This window comes from Arthrobacter sp. KKT183, assembly GCF_055657625.1.
In genome coordinates this window covers 2,683,131-2,702,332 of sequence record NZ_CM145770.1, presented here as the reverse complement: position 1 = coordinate 2,702,332, position 19,202 = coordinate 2,683,131, and the positions used below count along the sequence as shown (strand labels likewise).

14 protein-coding genes are annotated in these 19,202 nt (G+C 63.7%); 8 read left to right on the top strand and 6 right to left on the bottom strand.

Annotation, left to right across the window (positions count from 1 at the left end; all coding sequences use genetic code 11):
• Window positions 1-79 precede the first annotated feature (79 nt).
• The 3 genes from ACZ2GY_RS12835 to ACZ2GY_RS12825 all read right to left on the bottom strand — a co-directional run bounded on the left by ACZ2GY_RS12835 (window position 80) and on the right by ACZ2GY_RS12825 (window position 4,019).
• A complete protein-coding gene (locus ACZ2GY_RS12835; RefSeq protein WP_471672050.1) occupies window positions 80-1,735 on the bottom strand; it encodes a BCCT family transporter in 1,656 nt (551 codons plus the stop codon).
• Window positions 1,736-1,826: 91 nt separating this feature from the next.
• On the bottom strand, window positions 1,827-2,459 hold the full coding sequence (locus ACZ2GY_RS12830) for a putative glycolipid-binding domain-containing protein (protein ID WP_471672049.1): 633 nt from the start codon (window positions 2,457-2,459) through the stop codon (window positions 1,827-1,829).
• A 102-nt stretch (window positions 2,460-2,561) separates the two neighbouring features.
• Window positions 2,562-4,019 carry a PucR family transcriptional regulator gene (locus ACZ2GY_RS12825; RefSeq protein ID WP_346027245.1) on the bottom strand — a complete coding sequence of 486 codons (1,458 nt, stop codon included), beginning with the start codon at window positions 4,017-4,019 and terminating at the stop codon, window positions 2,562-2,564.
• Window positions 4,020-4,167: 148 nt separating this feature from the next.
• On the opposite strand from ACZ2GY_RS12825, the gene ACZ2GY_RS12820 reads away from it, so the two are divergent.
• From ACZ2GY_RS12820 to ACZ2GY_RS12810, 3 genes are all read left to right on the top strand, one after another.
• Window positions 4,168-5,598, top strand: coding sequence for a gamma-aminobutyraldehyde dehydrogenase (locus ACZ2GY_RS12820; protein WP_346027244.1), 1,431 nt, complete (start codon window positions 4,168-4,170; stop codon window positions 5,596-5,598).
• A gap of 54 nt (window positions 5,599-5,652) precedes the next feature.
• Window positions 5,653-7,020 carry a 4-aminobutyrate--2-oxoglutarate transaminase gene (gabT, locus tag ACZ2GY_RS12815; protein WP_056543785.1) on the top strand — a complete coding sequence of 456 codons (1,368 nt, stop codon included), beginning with the start codon at window positions 5,653-5,655 and terminating at the stop codon, window positions 7,018-7,020.
• A 322-nt stretch (window positions 7,021-7,342) separates the two neighbouring features.
• Complete coding sequence (locus ACZ2GY_RS12810; protein ID WP_277359281.1) at window positions 7,343-8,884, top strand: APC family permease; 1,542 nt, start codon at window positions 7,343-7,345, stop codon at window positions 8,882-8,884.
• On the opposite strand, the gene rarD is transcribed toward ACZ2GY_RS12810, so the two are convergent.
• Complete coding sequence (rarD, locus tag ACZ2GY_RS12805; RefSeq protein ID WP_277359280.1) at window positions 8,885-9,847, bottom strand: EamA family transporter RarD; 963 nt, start codon at window positions 9,845-9,847, stop codon at window positions 8,885-8,887.
• A gap of 197 nt (window positions 9,848-10,044) precedes the next feature.
• On the opposite strand from rarD, the gene ACZ2GY_RS12800 reads away from it, so the two are divergent.
• The 5 genes from ACZ2GY_RS12800 to ACZ2GY_RS12780 all read left to right on the top strand — a co-directional run bounded on the left by ACZ2GY_RS12800 (window position 10,045) and on the right by ACZ2GY_RS12780 (window position 17,131).
• Window positions 10,045-11,481: an FAD-dependent oxidoreductase gene (locus tag ACZ2GY_RS12800; RefSeq protein ID WP_277359279.1), complete on the top strand. Its 1,437-nt coding sequence runs from the start codon at window positions 10,045-10,047 to the stop codon at window positions 11,479-11,481.
• A 182-nt stretch (window positions 11,482-11,663) separates the two neighbouring features.
• Window positions 11,664-12,278, top strand: a complete 615-nt coding sequence (locus tag ACZ2GY_RS12795; RefSeq protein ID WP_277359278.1) for a TetR/AcrR family transcriptional regulator — start codon at window positions 11,664-11,666, stop codon at window positions 12,276-12,278.
• Between the two features lie 31 nt (window positions 12,279-12,309).
• Window positions 12,310-14,865, top strand: coding sequence for an MMPL family transporter (locus ACZ2GY_RS12790; protein ID WP_471672048.1), 2,556 nt, complete (start codon window positions 12,310-12,312; stop codon window positions 14,863-14,865).
• 110 nt (window positions 14,866-14,975) lie between these two features.
• Entirely contained in the window at window positions 14,976-16,487 is a 1,512-nt protein-coding gene (locus tag ACZ2GY_RS12785) for an amino acid permease (RefSeq protein WP_346027241.1), read from the top strand.
• Window positions 16,488-16,531: 44 nt separating this feature from the next.
• The gene (locus ACZ2GY_RS12780; RefSeq protein ID WP_277359275.1) at window positions 16,532-17,131 is read left to right on the top strand and encodes a TetR/AcrR family transcriptional regulator; all 600 of its coding nucleotides are present in this window, start codon (window positions 16,532-16,534) and stop codon (window positions 17,129-17,131) included.
• Between the two features lie 67 nt (window positions 17,132-17,198).
• Here the strand turns inward: ACZ2GY_RS12780 and ACZ2GY_RS12775 are convergent, their stop codons facing one another.
• Together ACZ2GY_RS12775 and ACZ2GY_RS12770 are read right to left on the bottom strand one after the other, a co-directional pair.
• Window positions 17,199-18,695 carry a catalase gene (locus tag ACZ2GY_RS12775; protein WP_277359274.1) on the bottom strand — a complete coding sequence of 499 codons (1,497 nt, stop codon included), beginning with the start codon at window positions 18,693-18,695 and terminating at the stop codon, window positions 17,199-17,201.
• 33 nt (window positions 18,696-18,728) lie between these two features.
• The gene (locus tag ACZ2GY_RS12770; RefSeq protein ID WP_277359273.1) at window positions 18,729-19,199 is read right to left on the bottom strand and encodes a Fur family transcriptional regulator; all 471 of its coding nucleotides are present in this window, start codon (window positions 19,197-19,199) and stop codon (window positions 18,729-18,731) included.
• Window positions 19,200-19,202 lie beyond the last annotated feature (3 nt).

The following is a 19,202-nucleotide window of genomic DNA, read 5'->3' as shown; positions in this document are numbered from 1 at the left end:
GCCTGCGCGGTGTCCAGACGACGACGCTCCCACAGCCTGAGGCTGCGGGAGCGTCGTCGTCGTGACAGGCAGTGGCTGCCTACCGTGCAGCGGCTTCCTCGGCCGTGCCGAGGTCTTCCTCCTGACGCTCCGGCTCAAGGGCCGGTGCAGCGGGAGTACGACGACGTTTCGCGCCGATAATCGCCGGATCCTTTGAGAGGTCCATCATGAGCGCCACGCAGAGGCCCACCATGATGAGGACAAACGGTGCTGCGGCGATGATCGTCAGCGTCTGCAGCGCACCGAGACTGCCGATGAAGAGCAGGACTGCTGCTACCGCGCCGGTCATGGTTCCCCACAGAATGGTGAGCCACTTCTTCGGGTTCTCGGAACCGAAGGAGGAGAGCGAGCCCAGCACGATCGAGGCGGCATCCGCGCCGGAGATGAAGAACACCGCAACGAGCAGGACGACGAGGATCGCCGTCACCGAGGCCAGCGGGTATTCAGCCAGCAGCGCGAACATCGCTGACTCCTGACTCTCCGCGTTGGCCGCGGCGATGTCCACGCCGTTATTCTGCGCGGTAATCGCGGTGCCTCCCCAGACACCGAACCAGACGAGGCTGACGAGGCTCGGCACAGCGACGACGCCGAGGATGAACTCACGGATGGTGCGGCCGCGCGAGATCTTGGCGAGGAAGGAACCGACGAACGGCGTCCATGAAACCCACCACGCCCAGTAGAAGATGGTCCAGGCTGAGAGCCAGTCCTGGCCGCCGAAGGCTCCGGTGCGAGTTGCCATCTGGGGGAGGGCAAACAGGTAGTTGCCTGCGGCGGAAGGGATCAGCTCGAGGATGAAGACCGTCGGGCCCACGATGAACAGGAAGGCGAGGAGCACCAGCGCGGCAATCATGTTGCCGTTGGAGAGCCATTTGATGCCGCGGGAGATACCGCTGACGGCGGAGACGACGAAGCACACGGTCAAGAGCCCGATGAGCCCTACCTGGACCCAGATGTTGCTTTCGATCCCGAAGACTTCGGTGAGCCCGCCGTTGATCTGGACAACGCCGAGACCCAGGGAGGTAGCAGAGCCGAACAGGGTTGCGAAGATAGCGAACACGTCGATTGCGCGCAGGGCCTTGATATTGGTGCGCCCGCGGAACAGCGGAGCGAAGGCGGCGCTGAATCCGATGCCGCGTCCCTTGCGGAACGCGGAGTAGGCCAGGGCCAGTCCGACGACGGCGTAGATAGCCCACGGATGCAGAGACCAGTGGAAGAGCGTGTAGTTCATGGCCTGACGGGCGGCGGCGTCGGTACCGGGCTCCACACCTGCAAGCGGCGGCGTCAGGTAGTGGGAGATGGGTTCGGTGACGCCATAGAACATCAGGCCGATCCCCATGCCCGCGCTGAACATCATTGCAATCCAGGAGGCGCGGGAGAAGGCTGGCTTCTCATCGTCGGCTCCGAGGCGGATGCGGCCGTACTTGCTGAAGGCGAGGAATGCCGCGAAGACAACAAAGCCGGTTGCGGTGAGGACAAAGGCCCAGGAGAAATTGGTTACCAATCCATCGAGGACGCTGCTGGTGACATCGGCAAAACCGGTGGGGAAAGCGACACCGAGGATGACCAGCGCCAGCACGACCACCAGGGACGTGTAGAAGACAGGACGATCAAGAACACCCTTGCTGGGTGCTTGTGCGGAGGCCGTTCCCGGCGGCCCTGACTGTACTTGGGCAGGATTGTGTGCGGAATCAGACATAATTCCACCGTACGCTCTGTACACAAGCGCATTCGGTGTGTTAGGTGCAATGGCCCATCAGGGGTTGGATCGTGAGAAAAGTTACCGAAACTTAGCGGATTCGGGTTGCCAGCCCGGGATATTCGATAACCACGCCCTCCCTGTCGATCTGCAACTCCGCCGTGAACCCATGGTTGTCGGAGCTGTAGAGAACTACGCCGTTCCGCTCGTTGTTCGCTGAACGCAGTTGGCTGTACATCTGGCTGCTGCGCATCACCCGAAGGCTCGGAACCTCCACCCATGCCATGACCATTGAGGTCTCATCCGCCGGCGCCAACTCCTCGGAGTGCAGGTTCAACCGCAGGATGGGCATCGTGTTGGTCAGCGGGCACAGCCCCAGATCACAGTCGAGGGCACCGATCAGCAAGGAAGGGTCTTTGATGCCTGGTGCGGGGAGGTCGCATTCGCCGGAACTTGAGCCGGTGCTGGTCCACACGCCGTCACTGTCCCGCTCCAGCTCGAGGTGCCGGCTCCAGCCGTGACCATGCACCGTCGCGGTCAGGCGGCGGGTTACCCAGCCCTCCGCCGTCGTGAGCGCCCAGCTCATGGCATACGAGTCTGTCCTGGATGTGCCGTGTGCGCTCAGCCGACCCGGCTCCAGATTGATCGTGGCGGAATCCAGGCGGCCCGGATCGTCGATGCCCTGCCAGGTGTGGAGCAGACTCGTATGCAGTTGATTAGCCATTCGATTACCTTATGGAGCGTTGGGGGCGGCGCGCCAGAGAGATCGCTCGTCGGGCACCGGATTCCCCTGTTTCCGTACCAAGTTCAGAAGCAGGGGCGCGGCCTACCGGAGGCCGCGCACATTCAACGCCAGGTACAGGTGTACGCGGTCTGCGGTGATGGCGGGATCGTAGCCCGTGAGTTCGACGATCTGCTGCAGACGGTAGCGAACGGTGTTCCGGTGCAGCTGCAGCACGTCCGCAACGGCGGCCACCGACCCGTTATGAGCCAGGTACTTCTCGAGCGTGAGCATCAACTCTGCGCCGTGGCGGTCATCGAACGCCACGACCGGATCGAGCGCTTCGGCGGCCAGATCCGCCAGCGGCACGTCCTCACTTGCCATGAGGAGGGACGTGAGGCTGAGCCGGTCCGGTTGGTTGACCGCCTGGCCCCGGGTCAGCGACTCCCGCGCCTCGAAGTAGCTCCAGCGCAGCCCGCTGGGCTGGGCATAGCCGCCCCCGAAGCCTACTTTCGCTGTGAAACCGGCGCCGTGAAGGTAGGCGCTCAGCGCCTGGCTGAAAGACTCCCCGTCACCTTCCGGCACCGCGATCACCAGGCGGTCGTCCACAACGGCCGTGACGGCGTCGTCGTACGCGCCCGGCAGTGGAAGCGTCCGCAGAGCGCGGCGCTGACCGGTTGCCACATCGGCAAGCACAACGCACTGCCTCCGCGCAGTGTCGATGCCGGCGCTGCCCAGGCGCGCTGCAGCATCGCTGCCGGTGAGCGAGCCGCGCACCACGTCCTGCAGCAACTGCCCGACGACGGCGCGCTCACTCGCCCTGCGCCTGGCCTGGTTGCTCAGTTCCACGCTGATCAGGCTCTGTGCGTAGTCCGTGATGGCGTCGCGTTGGTACGGTTCGCCGATGGCCAGGGTGCAGCGGTCCTTCAGGCCCGTCGCCACGGGCATACGGTGCCACGCGCGGTTCTGCTCAGCGGCCTGCTCGGCGGCCTGCTCAACTGCCCCGAAGCCCGGGGCGCTGCCACTGGTTGCGAACAGCACCGTTCCATATTGGGACAGCGCGACGTCGGTGCGCAGCATCGCGGCAAGCTCACGCAGGAGCTGGGGGAGCCCACCGCCGCCCAGCAGTGCAGCGGCCAGCACCTGGTGGCCCGTGAGCAGGTTTTCGAGCCGCGCATAGTGTTCGGCGGACAGGGAATCAGCAACGATTTTTCCGATTGCGATGAATGGCGTCTCGTACGGAACGCGGAACACCGGGAGTCCGAGCTCGTCCGCCTGATCCAGGAACGCGGCGGGCACCTTCTCGTGGCTGAGGCCCGTTGCAAACCCGATCGCGAGTGCGCCGGAGGCCTGGACGTGCCGGACGAAGTTCCGCTGTGAGGTGGCTGATTTCTGCCGGAGGCCGGTGGTGAGCACCACTTCGCCGCCGCTGAGGAATGGCTTCGGATCTTCCAGCTCGGTCACCGCAACCCACTGGACCGGGACGTCCGCCACAGCACTGGTGCCCACCTGTTGGAGCTTCAGTGCGGGCGTGGCAAGGAGGGCCGACAGTGTGATCGCCATAACGTCCACTATAGGCTGACGCGCTTGTGCGGATGCATCACGCTTTTGCGGAAGCGCTGTGCGTTCAAACCTAGGCGGCGTGGCGTGGACCACGTATGGTCGGCAGTGAATTTGGGCACTCCTGTCCGGAAACGAAAGGAAATACGCCGTGGTCGCAACCCTGCAGAACTTCATCAACGGCAAGTTCGTCACGCCGAGCGGCAGCGAACTGCTGGACATCGTCAACCCGACCAACGGTGAAGTGGTCGCACAGTCACCCGTGTCAGTCCAGGCTGACATCGACGCCGCGATGAGCGCCGCCAAGACGGCCTTCTCCTCCTGGAAGCGGGAGACTCCCGGGCAGCGCCAGCTCATGCTGCTCAAGCTTGCGGACGCCATCGAGGCCCACAGCGAGGAACTCGTTGAAGCCCAGCACCGCAACACCGGGCAGGTCCGCGAAATGATCGCCTCGGAGGAAGTCGCAGCCGGAGCTGACCAGATGCGCTTCTTCGCCGGCGCCGCCCGCATCCTTGAGGGCAAGTCCGCCGGAGAGTACTTCGAGGGCCACACCTCGTATGTCCGTCGCGAACCCGTTGGGGTCATCGCCCAGGTTGCACCGTGGAACTACCCGTTCCTCATGGCCATCTGGAAGATCGGACCGGCGCTCGCCGCAGGCAACACGATTGTGCTGAAGCCCAGCGACACCACTCCGGAATCCACCCTGGTCCTCGCCCGCCTGACGCAGGGCATCCTGCCCGACGGCGTACTGAACGTTGTGCTGGGCACCGGAGCCACCGGCGCAGCCATGGTTGAGCACAAGACCCCGGCCATGGTCTCGATCACCGGCTCGGTGCGGGCGGGCATCGCCGTCGCCACCGGAGCCGCGAAGGGCCTCAAGCGGGCCCATCTCGAGCTCGGAGGCAAGGCTCCTGCCATCGTCTTCGGGGACGCTGATGTGAAGAAGAGCGCGGCGGCCATCGCCGAGGCGGCCTTCTTCAATGCAGGTCAGGACTGCACCGCCGTGACCCGTGTGCTGGTGCAGGATTCGGCCCACGATGATCTCGTGGCTGCCATGGTTGAACACACCAAAACCCTTACGACGGGCGACGCCGATGACTCGAAGAACTACTTCGGTCCGCTCAACAACATCAACCACTTCAACGCCGTCAACGCCGTCATGGATGCACTGCCCTCGCACTGCTCCGTAGCGGTCGGCGGCAAGCGCTCCGGTGACAAGGGCTACTTCTACGAAGCCACCATCATCACCGGCGCCCGGCAGACTGACGACATCGTGCAGAAGGAAACCTTCGGACCGGTCATCACCGTGCAGAAGTTCTCCACCGAGGATGAAGCAATTGAAATGGCCAATGACGTCGACTACGCCCTGGCCTCCAGTATCTGGACCACCGACCACGGAACAGCCATGCGCGTCTCCCGCGACCTGGATTTCGGGGCTGTGTGGATCAACACCCATATCCTCCTCACTGCCGAAATGCCCCATGGCGGATTCAAGAGCTCCGGCTACGGCAAGGACCTTTCCATGTACGGCGTTGAGGACTACACCCGCATCAAGCACGTCATGAGCGCGCTGGACGCCTGAGAACTTCTTCGTCGAGATTCTTAGTCCAGATTCCTAGTCCAGAAAGGACTTCCTATGACCACCCAGGCACTCCAGCCGCACTTCCGGCTCGAGCAAAAGCGCCGCATCATCGGCGACTTCCCCGGCCCCAAATCCACCGCTCTCAACGCACGCCGCTCCGCCGTCGTTGCCAAGGGTGTTGCCTCCGGCGTTCCCGTGTATGTTGCGGACGCCGACGGCGGGATTCTGCACGACGTCGACGGTAACTCGTTCATAGACTTCGGCTCAGGTATCGCGGTGACAAGCGTCGGCGCGTCCGATCCCGCCGTCGTCGGCGCCGTGAAGGAACAGGTGGAGCACTTCACCCACACCTGCTTCATGGTGACCCCGTATGAGGGGTACATCGCCGTCGCAGAGAAGCTCGCCGAGCTGACTCCGGGCGATTTCGAGAAGCGGACGGTGCTGTTCAACTCCGGCGCTGAAGCGGTGGAGAACGCCGTCAAGATCGCACGGATGGCCACCGGCCGGCCAGCGGTAGCCGCGTTTGACCACGCCTACCACGGCCGCACCAACCTGACTATGGCGCTAACGGCGAAGTCGCTGCCCTACAAGGCCGGCCCCGACGGCACCTTTGGTCCGTTCGCTTCCGAGGTGTACCGCCTGCCCATGAGCTACCCGTTCCGCGAGGAAAACCCGTCAATCACGGGTGAGGAAGCGGCGCAGCGGGCCATCTCCGTGATGGAGAAGCAGATCGGTGCGGAGTCACTCGCCGCGATCATCATCGAGCCGGTGCAGGGCGAGGGCGGCTTCATTGTTCCCGCTGACGGCTTCATGCCCACCCTCGCAGCGTGGGCGAAGGAAAAGGGTGTCGTCTTCATTGCCGACGAGGTGCAGTCCGGATTCTGCCGCACCGGCGAATGGTTCGCAGTGAACCATGAGGGAGTTGTTCCTGACCTCATCACCATGGCCAAGGGCATCGCAGGGGGCATGCCCCTCTCGGCAGTCACCGGCCGGGCGGACCTGCTCGACGCCGTGCACCCAGGTGGTCTGGGCGGCACCTACGGCGGCAACCCCGTTGCCTGCGCTGCGGCGCTCGCTGCGATCGACACCATGACGGAGCTGGACCTGTCCGCGCGTGCGCGGCGGATCGAGGAGATCGTGGTGCCCCGGCTGCGCGCGCTGCAGGAGCAGACGGACATCATCGGCGAGGTCCGCGGCCGCGGCGCCATGCTCGCCGTCGAATTCGTTCTGCCGGGCACCAGAGAGCCCAACCCGGTGGCAACGAAGGCGATTGCGGCGGCATGCCTGGAGGAAGGGGTCATCATCCTCACGTGCGGAACCTACGGCAACATCATCCGGCTGCTGCCCCCGCTGGTCATTGGCGAGGAGCTCCTGAACGACGGACTGGACGTCCTCGAGAAGGCAATCCGCGCGGTCAAGTAGAGCTGAGCGCATAAACGACGACGACGGCGGTCGGCTGGGCGGTTCCCTTGAGGGACTGACCCGGCCGGCCGCCGTCGTTCTTGTGCGTTGATTCGGCAGGAAACGCCCCGAATGGAGGGTGATCAGGGGCATGTCCTGCCAACTCATGGATGGTGTCTCTTGCACACGGGCGTCGGAGCCTGCATACTAAACGAACGCAATTCGTTTATGTGATCCAGGTGACAGTGGAGAACCCGCTGGCGCGCATCGCGGTCTCACCTGAGAGAACCAGACTTCAAGACAATTCTTAACGAAGAATTCCTAACAAAGAGGTAAGGAACCCATGAGCACTATGAAGGTGCGCACCGGCGCTCCAGACGGCACACCCACGTACTCCGGCAAGGGACTGAAGACGGGGCAGCTCGGCCTCCTCGCCGTCGTCGTGATCGGTATTTCCACCATTGCGCCGGCGTACGTCCTCACCAGCACCCTGGGCCCCACGGTGCAGAGTATCGGCGTGCACCTTCCGGCGATCTTCCTGGTCGGGTTCATCCCGATGTTCCTGGTGGCGCTGGGATACCGCGAGCTCAACGCGGACAGCCCGGACAGCGGAACAACGTTCACCTGGGTGACCAAGGCATTCGGTCCGTACATCGGCTGGATCGGCGGGTGGGGGCTGCTGGCGGCGAACATCATTGTGCTCTCCAACCTGGCCGGCGTCGCTGTCGACTTCTTCTATCTGTTCCTCGCCCAGCTCACCGGGCAGGAGGCCATCGCGGACCTCACCGGTATCCGCTGGCTGAATATCCTGACCTGCCTGGTGTTTGTCGGCGCTGCCGTGTGGGTTTCCTGCCGCGGCGTGAAGACCACCAAGGCCGTGCAGTACGCGCTCGTGGGACTGCAGGTCGGTGTGCTGGCGTGGTTCGTAATTGCAGCGTTCAGCCGCATCCAGCAGGGCGCAGCCGCTGACACCGTGGCGTTCAGCTGGGACTGGTTCAACCCCTTCGCCATCGAAAGCTTCTCCGCCTTTGCACTGGGACTTTCGCTGTCCATCTTCGCGTTCTGGGGCTGGGATGTCTGCCTCACGGTGAGCGAGGAATCACGGAACGGCAAGCGCACGGCCGGCCAGGCCGCAACCTGGACCGCCGTCGTCGTACTGGGTATCTACCTGCTCGGCGCCATCGCGACAGTCATGTTCGCCGGCATCGGCACTGAGGGACTGGGCCTCAACAACGCGGACATCTCCGAGAACGTCTTCGCGGCGCTCGCAGCTCCGGTCATGGGGCCGTTTGCCATCCTGCTCTCGCTCGCGGTCCTGTCCAGCTGCGCGGCCTCGCTGCAGTCCACCTTCCTCTCCCCGGCCCGCAGTCTGCTGGCCATGGGCTACTACCAGGCGCTGCCGCAGAAGTTCGCAACGGTGCACCCGACGTACCGCTCGCCGGTCTTCGCAACCGTTGTAGCGGGCGTCATCTCCGCCGGGTTCTACTCGCTCATGCGCATCATCAGCGACAACGTCCTGAACGACACCATCATGGCCCTCGGCCTGATGATCTGCTTCTACTACGGCCTGACCGCACTGGCCTGCGTCTGGTACTTCCGCCGGACGGCGTTTACCTCGGCGCGGAACTTCGTGTTCCGGCTCCTGGCTCCGCTGCTCGGCGGAATCGGCCTCGTGATCGTGTTCCTGCAGACCGCCGTGGACAGCTGGGACCCGGCCTTCGGCAGCGGCTCGGAGATCTTCGGGGTGGGCCTGGTGTTCGTGATCGGAGTCGGGATCATCGCACTCGGCGTCGTGGTGATGCTCGTCGTCCGCCGCACGCATCCAGGCTTTTTCCGCGGCGAGACGCTGCGCCGGGATACTCCGGCGCTTGAGGTGGCCGAGTAGTCAGACGCTCGCGGGCTGCTGTTGCTGCCCGCTCTTGCGGGGCCTCGCGTTCTTCCGGACCGTTCGGACCATGTCCACGGTGAGGAGCGCGAGGCCTATCCATACCAGCCCAAAGCCGATCCACCGCTCCAGCGGCATCTCCTCGCGGAAAACCGTGAGGGCCAGGATGAACTGAAGGACCGGCGCGAGGTACTGCAGCATCCCGATGGTGGTCAGGGGCAGCCGTCTGGCGGCTGCCCCGAAGAAAATCAGTGGAACGGCGGTGATAATTCCCGACGCCGCCATGATCCAGAAGTGGCCAGGCCCCTCCGTGGTCAGCGTTGCGCCGCCGGAGAGCGCCAGCCAGATCATTACGACGGCGGCGATCGGCGTCAGCACTGCTGTTTCGATGCTGAGGCTGGTCACGGCGTCGACACTCGGCCCCACCCGCTTCTTCACAAACCCGTAGAAACCGAACGAAAACGCCAGCGCCAGGGCAATCCACGGAACGTTCCCGTAGCCAATCGCCAGGACGACGACGGCGACAAGCCCCATTCCCACGGCTGCCCACTGCAGCGGGCGCAGCTTTTCCCGCAGCACGAGGACACCGAGAAGTACCGACACGATCGGGTTGATGAAGTAGCCCAGCGAAGCTTCGATGGCGTGACCGTTGGTAACCCCGTAGGTATAGACGAGCCAGTTCACCGCAATCAGGAGAGCGGCAACGGTAAGGGTTCCGAGCACCCGCCGGTTCGCAAAGGCGGTGCGGACTGTGGCCCAGGACCGCAGAACGGTCAGCAGCAGTGCGCAGAAAATCAGTGACCAGAGCACACGGTTCGCGACAATCTCCACTGCGGTGGCCGGCAGCAGGATGAGGAAGTAGATGGGGAGCAAGCCCCACAGTCCGTAAGCGCCGATACCAAAAAGCACGCCCGTGGCGTTTTCGCTACGGGCAGGACGCGTACTGGTGCGGGTGCGGCTCACATGCGTGCCAACCGCCGTCGTGCCGTTCCTATTCCGTAGGCAACGCGGGTGGGGGAGCGGGTGATCCGCGCCACTGGTTTCGACGCGCATCGGACGGGGGATTTAGAATAGGAAACTGTGCGCTAATGTGCGTCCGTTCATCCCTTAGGAGAAGTCCTCAGGGAGCCCCCAGGTCATCCACCAGGAAGAAGGCATCAGTGTCCAGCACGACGTCGGTCCGTCCACTTCGGGTCGCCATCATCGGCGCAGGCCCGGCCGGTGTGTATGCCGCAGACATCCTGACAAAGTCGCAGGAGGTCAAGGGCGGAGACTTCGAAGTTTCCATCGACCTTTTTGACCAGTACCCGGCGCCGTACGGCCTGATCCGGTACGGTGTGGCCCCTGATCACCCGCGTATCAAGGGAATTGTGACCGCGCTGCATAAAGTGCTGGACCGCGGGGACATCCGCTTCCTCGGTAACGTCAACTATGGCCGCGACCTCACACTGAAAGACTTCCGCACCTTCTACGATGCCGTCATTTTTGCCACCGGCGCGGTGAAGGACGCGGACCTCAACATCCCGGGGGTCGACCTCGAAGGCTCCTTCGGCGGAGCGGACTTCGTCTCCTGGTATGACGGGCACCCTGACGTTGACCGGGACTGGCCGCTGGACGCCAAGGAGATCGCTGTTATCGGCAACGGCAACGTGGCCCTGGACATCGCCCGCGTCCTCTCCAAGCACGCCGATGACCTCCTGGTCACGGAGATTCCATCCAACGTCTACGCCGCGCTGAAGAAGTCGCCGGTGACGGACGTGCACGTCTTCGGCCGCCGCGGTCCCGCACAGGTAAAGTTCACGCCGCTGGAACTGCGCGAGCTGTCCCACTCACGGGACGTCGACATTGTGCTGTACCCGGAGGATTTCGACTTTGACGAGGCCTCGGAACAGCAGATCGCCAGCAATAACCAGACGAAGACGATGGTCAAGACGCTGACCAACTGGCTGGTTGAGCAGCCGGAAGACCCGGCGGAGTTCACGGCGTCGCGCCGCCTTCACCTGCACTTCCTGCACAGTCCTGTGGAGATCACTGACTCGCCGGAGACTCCGGGCAAGGTTGCGAACATCCGCTTCGAACGCACCCGCCTCAACGGCAGCGGCTCAGTCGAGGGTACGGGCGAGTATCTCGACTACCCGGTCCAGGCGCTCTACCGGGCTATCGGCTACTTCGGCTCCGAACTTCCGGAGGTGGGCTACGACGAGCAGGCCGGCGTCATTCCCAACGAGGGCGGCCGGGTCATCGACGAGTCAGGCAACGCGGTGCCCGGCATCTACTGCACGGGTTGGATCAAGCGTGGGCCCGTGGGGCTGATCGGCCACACCAAGGGTGACGCCCTTGAGACCATCGGCTACCTCCTGGAGGACCGCCTCAACCTGCCCCCGGCAGAGCATCCGTCGGAAGACGCCATCATCAACCTCCTTGAGGATCGCGGCGTCCGGTACACCACCTGGGAGGGCTGGCTGAAACTCGATTCCCACGAAATGAAGCTGGGCGCCAACTACATGCACGACGACGGCAGCCTGCCTGAGCTGGTCCGCGAGCGTGTGAAGCTGGTTCCGCGCGAGGACATGATCGCGATTTCCCGCGGGGAGTAAGTCCCAGGGGTTCTTCGCGGTGGGCCGGTTTCCCCACCTTCTCAGGGATGGCTTGCCCAATAAACGGCGTGTCGGTAGGCGACACGCCGTTTCATGCTCAGTACCCGGGGAATGTGGCCCGCACGCGCGACGGCGGGAACGCCAGTTTGCACTCTGTGCAAAGTTGCACATAGTGTAAGTATGTGACAGAACAACAAATCAGCCGCCGCGAGCAGAACAAGCTCGAAACACGGAGGGCCATTGCCCAGGCGGCTCTGGACCTCGCACGCACCCACGGCATGGGCGGATTCACGGCTGAGCAAATAGCCGATCAGGCGAACGTCTCCCGACGCACCTTCTTCAACTACTTTCACAGCCCGGAAGAGGCACTGATCGTCTCCACGGAGTCGTTTCTCGACCGCGCCGAAGCCGAACTCGCGGACCGTCCCGGGGATGAGCCCATCCTCGACGCGATGATTGCCGCGCTCGCCGCCACCACCAAGGTGGAAAACCTGAAGGACTGCGGCGACCTCTTCCGCATGGCTGCAGGCAACCCGGACCTCCTCGGTACCCACCTCCTCGCCTGGGAGCGGGCTGAAGCCCGCATCATCAGCGCGGTCGAGGACCGGCTGCGCGGCCAGGCATCAACCCTCTACGTGCACGCGCTGGTCGGCTCACTTCTCTCCTGCGCCAAGGCCGCAATGCGGGAATGGGCATCGAGTGAGAACCCGGACCACAATGCGGCGCAAACCCTCGAGGACTCCATCGTCGCGACGCTGACCATGCTGCGCGACGGCTTCTCCCGTCCTTCCTCCTAATCCAGACCTCTAACCCAGGACGCACAACACCATGGCTTTCCTCCTGTACCGACTCGGTTCCTTCGCCTACCGCCGCCGCTGGTGGGTGGTCTCCGCCTGGCTGGCCATCATGGTTGCGGTAGGTGGCTCCGCCGTCGCCTTCTCCGGCACACTGAGCAACAACTTCACCATCCCGGGCACCGAGTCACAGCGTGTCCTCAATCAGCTCAAGGAGGAGATGCCCGAGGCCGTCGGCGGCATGGGGACCATCGTTTTCCAGAGCACTGACGGTGAGTTCACCGCGGAGCAGCAGGAGGAAGTCACGGCTGCCCTCACGGAGGTGGAAGGGCTCGACGGCGTCGAATCAGTCATCGACCCGTTCGAGACTGCCCAGCAGCTCGCCGACAGCCGCGAGGAGATCGCGAACGGCAGGGCGGAACTCGGGGCCGGCGCCCAGGAGCTCGCCGACGCCGCCGCCCAACTCGATGCCGCCCAGGCGCAGCTCGATGACCAGCGCGCTCAATTTGAAGCGGGGAAGGCGTTCCTGCCCGCTGAGCAGATCGACGCAACCGTGGCGCAGCTTGACGCCGCCCAGGCCGAGATCGACGCCCAGCGCGCCCAGCTCGACGAGGGCCAGGCAGAACTCGACGCAGCCCGAGTGGAACTCGAGCGCGGAGAGCGCCTCCTCGAGGCCACCTCAGCCATTCAGTTCGTGTCCGACGACGGCACCACAGCGGTTGCCAGCGTCCAGTTCACCACCGCAGTAGACGCCATCACACCCGAGACCCGTGAAGCGGTCCAGGAAGCAGCGGGCGCCGCGACTGAAGCCGGGCTGAACGTCGAATACAGCAAGGAGATCGTCCAGGACATCTCCGAGATTTTCGGTCCGGCCGAGGTCATCGGCCTCCTGGTCGCCGCCATTGTCCTGATCGTCATGCTCGGGACGCTGGTAGCAGCCGGCCTGCCGCTGCTCATGGCCATCGTCGGCGTAGGAGTCGGCGTCGGAATAACCTTCGCACTCACCGGAGTCATCCAGATGAGCTCCATCTCGCCGGTGCTCGCGCTGATGCTCGGACTCGCCGTCGGGATCGATTATTCGCTCTTCATAGTGAACCGCCACCGCACACAGCTGCTGCGCGGCATGCCGCTGCAGGAATCCATCGCACGCGCCACCGGAACCGCGGGCAACGCTGTGCTTTTCGCGGGCATCACGGTCATCATCGCGCTGGCTGCGCTCGCCGTCCCCGGCCTGCCGTTCCTCACGATCCTCGGCCTGTCCGCTGCCGGAACAGTCGCCGTCGCCGTGTTGGTTGCGCTCACCCTGACGCCCGCGCTGCTTGGTTTCATGGGCCGCAGGGTCATCTCGAAACGCCGCTGGAAGACCGCGCACTCCGCCAGCGAGGCAGAGGCTGACGAGCACTCTGTTGACAATTCCTATGCCGCAGGCCTCGGCTGGGGCGGTTTTGTCACCCGCAAACCCATCCTCACGGTACTGGTTGGCGTCGTCGCGCTCTGTGTGCTTGCTTTGCCGGCGCTGGAACTGCGCGTCGGCCTGCCTGACGGCGGCTCCGAGCCGACCGATTCCACCGCCTACCAGGCCTACACACTGGTGGGGGAGAAGTTCGGCGAAGGCACCAACGGACCTCTCCTCGCCGTCGGTGAACTGCCCCCGATCGAGGATGAGGGCGAGCGCACCGACCTCCAGCTCGACGTCGCCGACCGCCTCGCCGCCATTGATGACGTCGTCACCGCTGTCCCTGCCGGAATCAGCGACGACGGACGCACCGCGATCTACCAGGTCATCCCGGAAGAAGGCCCGGCGAGCGAGAGCACCGAGCAACTGGTGCGTGACCTCCGTGCCGAAGCCGCCAGCATCGAGGACGCTACCGGCGTGACCGTGTCCGTCACGGGGCAGACCGCCGCGAACATCGACGTCTCCGCGAAACTCATGGAGGCCATGCCGCTCTACCTGGGCATCGTCGTCGGGCTGTCGCTGGTGTTGCTGCTCCTGGTGTTCCGGTCCATCCTGGTGCCGCTCATCGCCACCGCCGGCTTCCTGCTCTCGCTACTGGCCAGCTTCGGTGCCACCGTCGCGATCTACCAGTGGGGTTGGCTGGGAGACTTCTTCGGCGTCACCAACCCCGGCCCGATCCTGAGCTTCCTCCCCATCATCCTGATCGGCGTGCTCTTCGGTCTGGCCATGGACTACCAGATGTTCCTTGTCTCCGGTATGCGCGAGTCCTTCGTTCATGGCCGGCCCGCCAAGGAAGCCGTGCGGGTCGGATTCAGCCACGGCGCCAGGGTGGTCACGGCTGCGGCCATCATTATGGTCTCGGTGTTCGCAGGCTTTGTCTTCTCGCATCTGACCATGGTCCGCCCCATCGGTTTCGGCCTGGCGTTCGGTGTGCTGCTCGATGCGTTCGTGGTCCGGATGACCCTCATCCCGGCCGCGATGCACCTCCTCGGCCGCTCAGCCTGGTGGCTGCCGAAGTGGCTGGACCGCGTCCTGCCCGATGTTGACGTTGAAGGCGCTCGCCTGGTTGAACACACGGACGACGACGGCGCACGCCCACTGACGGAGTCGGCGCCTGTCTCAACCAGACACTGACCGTCCCAATACGCCTCCACATTCGTCTCACATGCCGAGACGAATGTGGAGGCGTATTACGTGCTCATTACGATTGACCGGTCAGTTTTCCCCACAGAGGACACAAAGCCGTGAATCTTTTCCGTACCAAGTCGATCGAACAATCGATCGCAGATTCAGGTGAGAAAGGCCGCACACTCAAGCGGTCGCTGACCACCTGGGACCTCATGATCATGGGCGTCGCAGTTGCTGTCGGTGCCGGGATCTTCTCTGTCGGTGCCCAGGCAGCAGCATTCAACGCCGGCCCTGCAGTGACCATCTCGTTTGTGCTCGCCGCCATCACCTGCGCGCTCGCCATCATGTGCTACGCCGAGTTCGCAACGGCAATGCCCGTTGCAGGCAGTGCCTACGTCTTTACCTACGCCACCATGGGAGAGCTACTCGCGTGGATCATCGGGTGGAACCTTATCCTCGAGCTGCTGATGGCGGGCGCCGTCATCGCGAAGTTCTGGGGCGTCTACCTCAGCGATCTGTTCGCGGTGCTTAACCTCGACGTTCCGTCCCAGGTCAACCTCCTGGGCATCACGGTGTACTGGGGCCCGCTGATCATCGTCGCCATCTTCACGATGATCCTGGTGCTGGGAACCAAGCTTTCCGCCCGCGTGAACAACATCTTCACGATCATCAAGATCGCCATCGTCCTGTTCGTCATCGTCGTTGGGTTCTTCTACATCGACGGCGCAAACTACACGCCGTTTGTCCCTGCCTCCGAGGCACCGGCCGAACTCGACAGCAGCTGGGCGTCCCAGCCGTTCCTGTCCTTCCTTAGCGGCGCAAATCCTGCCATGTACGGTTTCACGGGCATCATCTCCGGCGCGGCACTGGTGTTCTTCGCATTCATCGGCTTCGACGTCGTGGCCACTTCCGCGGAGGAAGTGAAGAATCCACAGAAGACCCTCCCGCGCGGCATCTTCAGCGGACTCGCCCTGGTGACCGTGCTTTACATCCTGGTGACGCTGGCCGTGACAGGCATGGTGTCCTACCAGGAGCTGGCCGCAACCGAGTCGCCGTCGTTGGCCACCGCATTCCAGCTTGTGGGTGCTGACTGGGCCGCCGGAATCATTTCCGTGGGCAGCCTGATCGGGCTGACCACGGTCATCATGGTGCTGCTCATGGGCCTGGCGCGCGTCATCTTCGCCATGAGTCGCGACGGCCTGATGCCCCGCGGACTGAGCCGGACCTCAGCCAAGCGAAGCACTCCTGCGCGTACGCAGATTCTGTGTGGCGTCGTCGTCGCTCTCCTGGCCGGTTTCACCGAGGTTGAACTGCTCGCCGAGATGATCAATATCGGCACGCTTTCCGCGTTCGTCACCGTAAGTCTGGGCATCCTGGTACTCCGGAAGAAGCGGCCCGACCTGAAGCCATCCTTCCGTGTGCCGTTCGGCAAGGTCATTCCGATCCTGTCGGCCATCCTCTGCGTGTACCTCATGCTCAACCTGGCCACCGTGACCTGGGTGTTCTTCGGGATCTGGCTCGTGGTCGGTTTCGCTATCTACTTCGCCTATGGACAGCGGCACTCACGCCTTGCCGCAGAAGATAAAACGGGCGAGCCGGTGTTGGAGGAATTGCGCGCCGGGAAGTAGGAAGTGCGCACGGGGGCGTGCTCCACGCGCTGTACTATTCAGCAATGGCGCGCCCCCCGAAACCGGAACGGAAGAACGAGCTCCTCGAGCAGATTGTCGATCATCTCCTCGACAAGACGTTCGCGAGCCTGAGCTTCCGCACCCTGGCGGACGGCCTGGGTATCAGCAGCTACGTACTCGTGTACCACTTCGGCAACCGCGAGGAACTCATCAATGAGATTGTCCGGCACATCGAGGCGCGTCATGACGCGTTGAAGCCTGAGAATCCCGAAGGATTTGCCCGGGAAGATTTCCGCAGGTGGATTCTCGATTCCTGGAACTGGCTCCTGATTGAGCGAAACCGACAGCTGCAGCGCCTTGAATTCGAAGCGGCTCTTCAGGATGCAGTGAGCCTCAATCCACGAGGCAGTGCCATGAGGAAGTTCGCTTACTGGCATTCCTTGTCGGCAGACTGGCTGGTCAATCAGGGTATGCAGCGTGCGGAGGCCGATTCCTCGGCGCGGTTGTTCACAACAAGTCTGTACGGCCTGCAGTATGACTACGTTTTGAACCAGGACCGGGATTCCGTCGAACAGGCACTGCACTTGCTGATGGACCGCTTCTTCACCGGACTGGACCAGGCTCTCTCCCAGGCAAACAGATAAGAAGTGCAGGAAGGGCGGGCCCGCTATGGGCCCGCCCTTCCTGCGTTGCGTGGTTAAACGCTACGGACTAGAACTTGTTCGCAGCCTCGGCGTCAGAGTTCTGTGCAGCACCGGACGCGCTGCCGAGGTTGGCGCGTAGCTTGGCACCGAGATCGGCATCGACATTGGTCCAGTACTGGATGGCGCGTTCGCGGATGTCCGCAATGGTTACTCCGCTCACCGCACCGGTGATGTTCTCCAGGAAACGCGCCTTCTCGGCGTCGTTGTAGACCTCCCGGTACAGCGTTCCGGCCTGACCGAAGTCATCGTCCTCAGCGTGGAGGCTGTGGGCGGCACGCACCAGATCGCCGTCGTTCTCCCAGCCGCCCTCGGGGCCCGTCAGCGACGGATCTGCAGCAGGGCCGCCCATCGAGTTCGGTGCGTAGACCGGGGTCTGCGGCGAGTTGAAGAAGAAGCGTGCGCCGCCGTCCTTGGAGTAGTTGCGCACCTCGCTCTTCGGGGCATTGACGGGCAGCTGCGCGTGGTTGGTGCCCACGCGGTAGCGGTGTGCGTCTGCGTAGGAGAAGATGCGTGCCTGCAGCATGCGGTCCGGCGACGCGGCGATGCCCGGAACGAAGTTCGACGGCGCGAAGGTTGCCTGTTCGATCTGCGCGAAGTAGTTCTCCGGGTTGCGGTTCAGGGTCAGCTTGCCGACCGGGATCAGCGGGTAGTCCGCGTGCGGCCACACCTTGGTGAGATCGAACGGGTTGAACCGGTAGTTCTTCGCATCCTCATACGGCATGACCTGGACCTTGAGATCCCAGCTGGGGAAGTTGCCCTGCTCGATGTTCTCGTAGAGGTCACGGATGTGGTGGTCGGCGTCGGAGCCGGCGAGTGCCTCGGCCTCGTCGCCGGTCAGCGCCTCGTGGCCCTGGGCAGATTTGAAGTGGTACTTGACCCAGAACTTTTCTCCGGCCTCGTTGATCCACTGGTAGGTATGTGAGCCGTAACCGTTCATGGTCCGCCACGAGGCGGGGAGGCCGCGGTCACCCATCAGCCAGGTCACCTGGTGTGCGGACTCGGGGGAGAGGGTCCAGAAGTCCCACTGCATGTCTGCATCACGCAGGTTGGAGCCGGGAAGGCGCTTCTGCGAGTGGATGAAGTCGGGGAACTTGATGCCGTCGCGGATGAAGAACACCGGGGTGTTGTTGCCCACGAGGTCGTAGTTGCCCTCGGAGGTGTAGAACTTCAGGGCGAACCCGCGGGGGTCGCGCCAGGTATCAGGAGAACCCTGCTCACCGGCGACGGAGGAGAACCGGAGCAGCGTCTCGGTCTGTGCGCCCTGTTGGAAGAGAGCTGCCTTGGTGTACTTGCTGACGTCCTCAGTGGCCTCGAATACGCCGAATGCGCCGCCGCCCTTGGCGTGCACAACGCGCTCGGGCACGCGCTCGCGGTTGAACTGGGCGAGCTTCTCGATCAGGTAATGGTCAGTCAGCGGGATGGCGCCGTCGCGGCCCAGCGCCGAGGAATTGCTGTCGTCAACAACGGGGGCACCCGATTGGGTGGTGCTGTAGTTGGCAGTCATGGATTCTCCTTCTTTCAGTGTGTTTCAGTTAGTTCAGGAAGTAGTGGTGAAATTTTGGGCGGATGCCTCGCGGCAGTCGTTGCACAGGCCCTGATAGACGACGTCGGCAATCTGGATGGTCATCTGGTTTGAGCCCGGCGACCAGGCGGGCGTCAGGCACGGTGCATGCCCCACGGCGCAGTCCACATCCTCGATCCGGCCGCACCCGGTGCAGACGGCGTGGTGGTGATTGTCATTCACCCTGGTCTCATACCGTGCGGGCGAGTTGGGTGTTTCGATCCTGCGCAGCAGTCCGCTGACGGTGAGGTCGGAGAGCACTACGTAGACCGACTGCACGGTGATGTCGGCGAGTTCGGCGCGGACCGCAGTGACGACGTCGTCCGCGGTTGAATGCGGCGACTGCTCAACGGCGGCGAGTACCGCCAGGCGCTGCTTCGTCACCCGGCGTCCCGCTGAACGCAGGGACTCAGCCCACGTGTTCGCGGGCGCGGTATGTTCGGTCATGAC

What these genes read in the sequence shown, in the direction of transcription:
- ACZ2GY_RS12835 (WP_471672050.1), bottom strand. Translation starts at nt 1,735, where the DNA reads ATGTCTGATTCCGCACACAATCCTGCCCAAGTACAGTCAGGGCCGCCG.
- ACZ2GY_RS12830 (WP_471672049.1), bottom strand. Translation starts at nt 2,459, where the DNA reads ATGGCTAATCAACTGCATACGAGTCTGCTCCACACCTGGCAGGGCATC.
- ACZ2GY_RS12825 (WP_346027245.1), bottom strand. Translation starts at nt 4,019, where the DNA reads ATGGCGATCACACTGTCGGCCCTCCTTGCCACGCCCGCACTGAAGCTC.
- gabT (WP_056543785.1), top strand. Translation starts at nt 5,653, where the DNA reads ATGACCACCCAGGCACTCCAGCCGCACTTCCGGCTCGAGCAAAAGCGC.
- ACZ2GY_RS12810 (WP_277359281.1), top strand. Translation starts at nt 7,343, where the DNA reads ATGAGCACTATGAAGGTGCGCACCGGCGCTCCAGACGGCACACCCACG.
- ACZ2GY_RS12790 (WP_471672048.1), top strand. Translation starts at nt 12,310, where the DNA reads ATGGCTTTCCTCCTGTACCGACTCGGTTCCTTCGCCTACCGCCGCCGC.
- ACZ2GY_RS12780 (WP_277359275.1), top strand. Translation starts at nt 16,532, where the DNA reads ATGGCGCGCCCCCCGAAACCGGAACGGAAGAACGAGCTCCTCGAGCAG.
- ACZ2GY_RS12775 (WP_277359274.1), bottom strand. Translation starts at nt 18,695, where the DNA reads ATGACTGCCAACTACAGCACCACCCAATCGGGTGCCCCCGTTGTTGAC.
- ACZ2GY_RS12770 (WP_277359273.1), bottom strand. Translation starts at nt 19,199, where the DNA reads ATGACCGAACATACCGCGCCCGCGAACACGTGGGCTGAGTCCCTGCGT.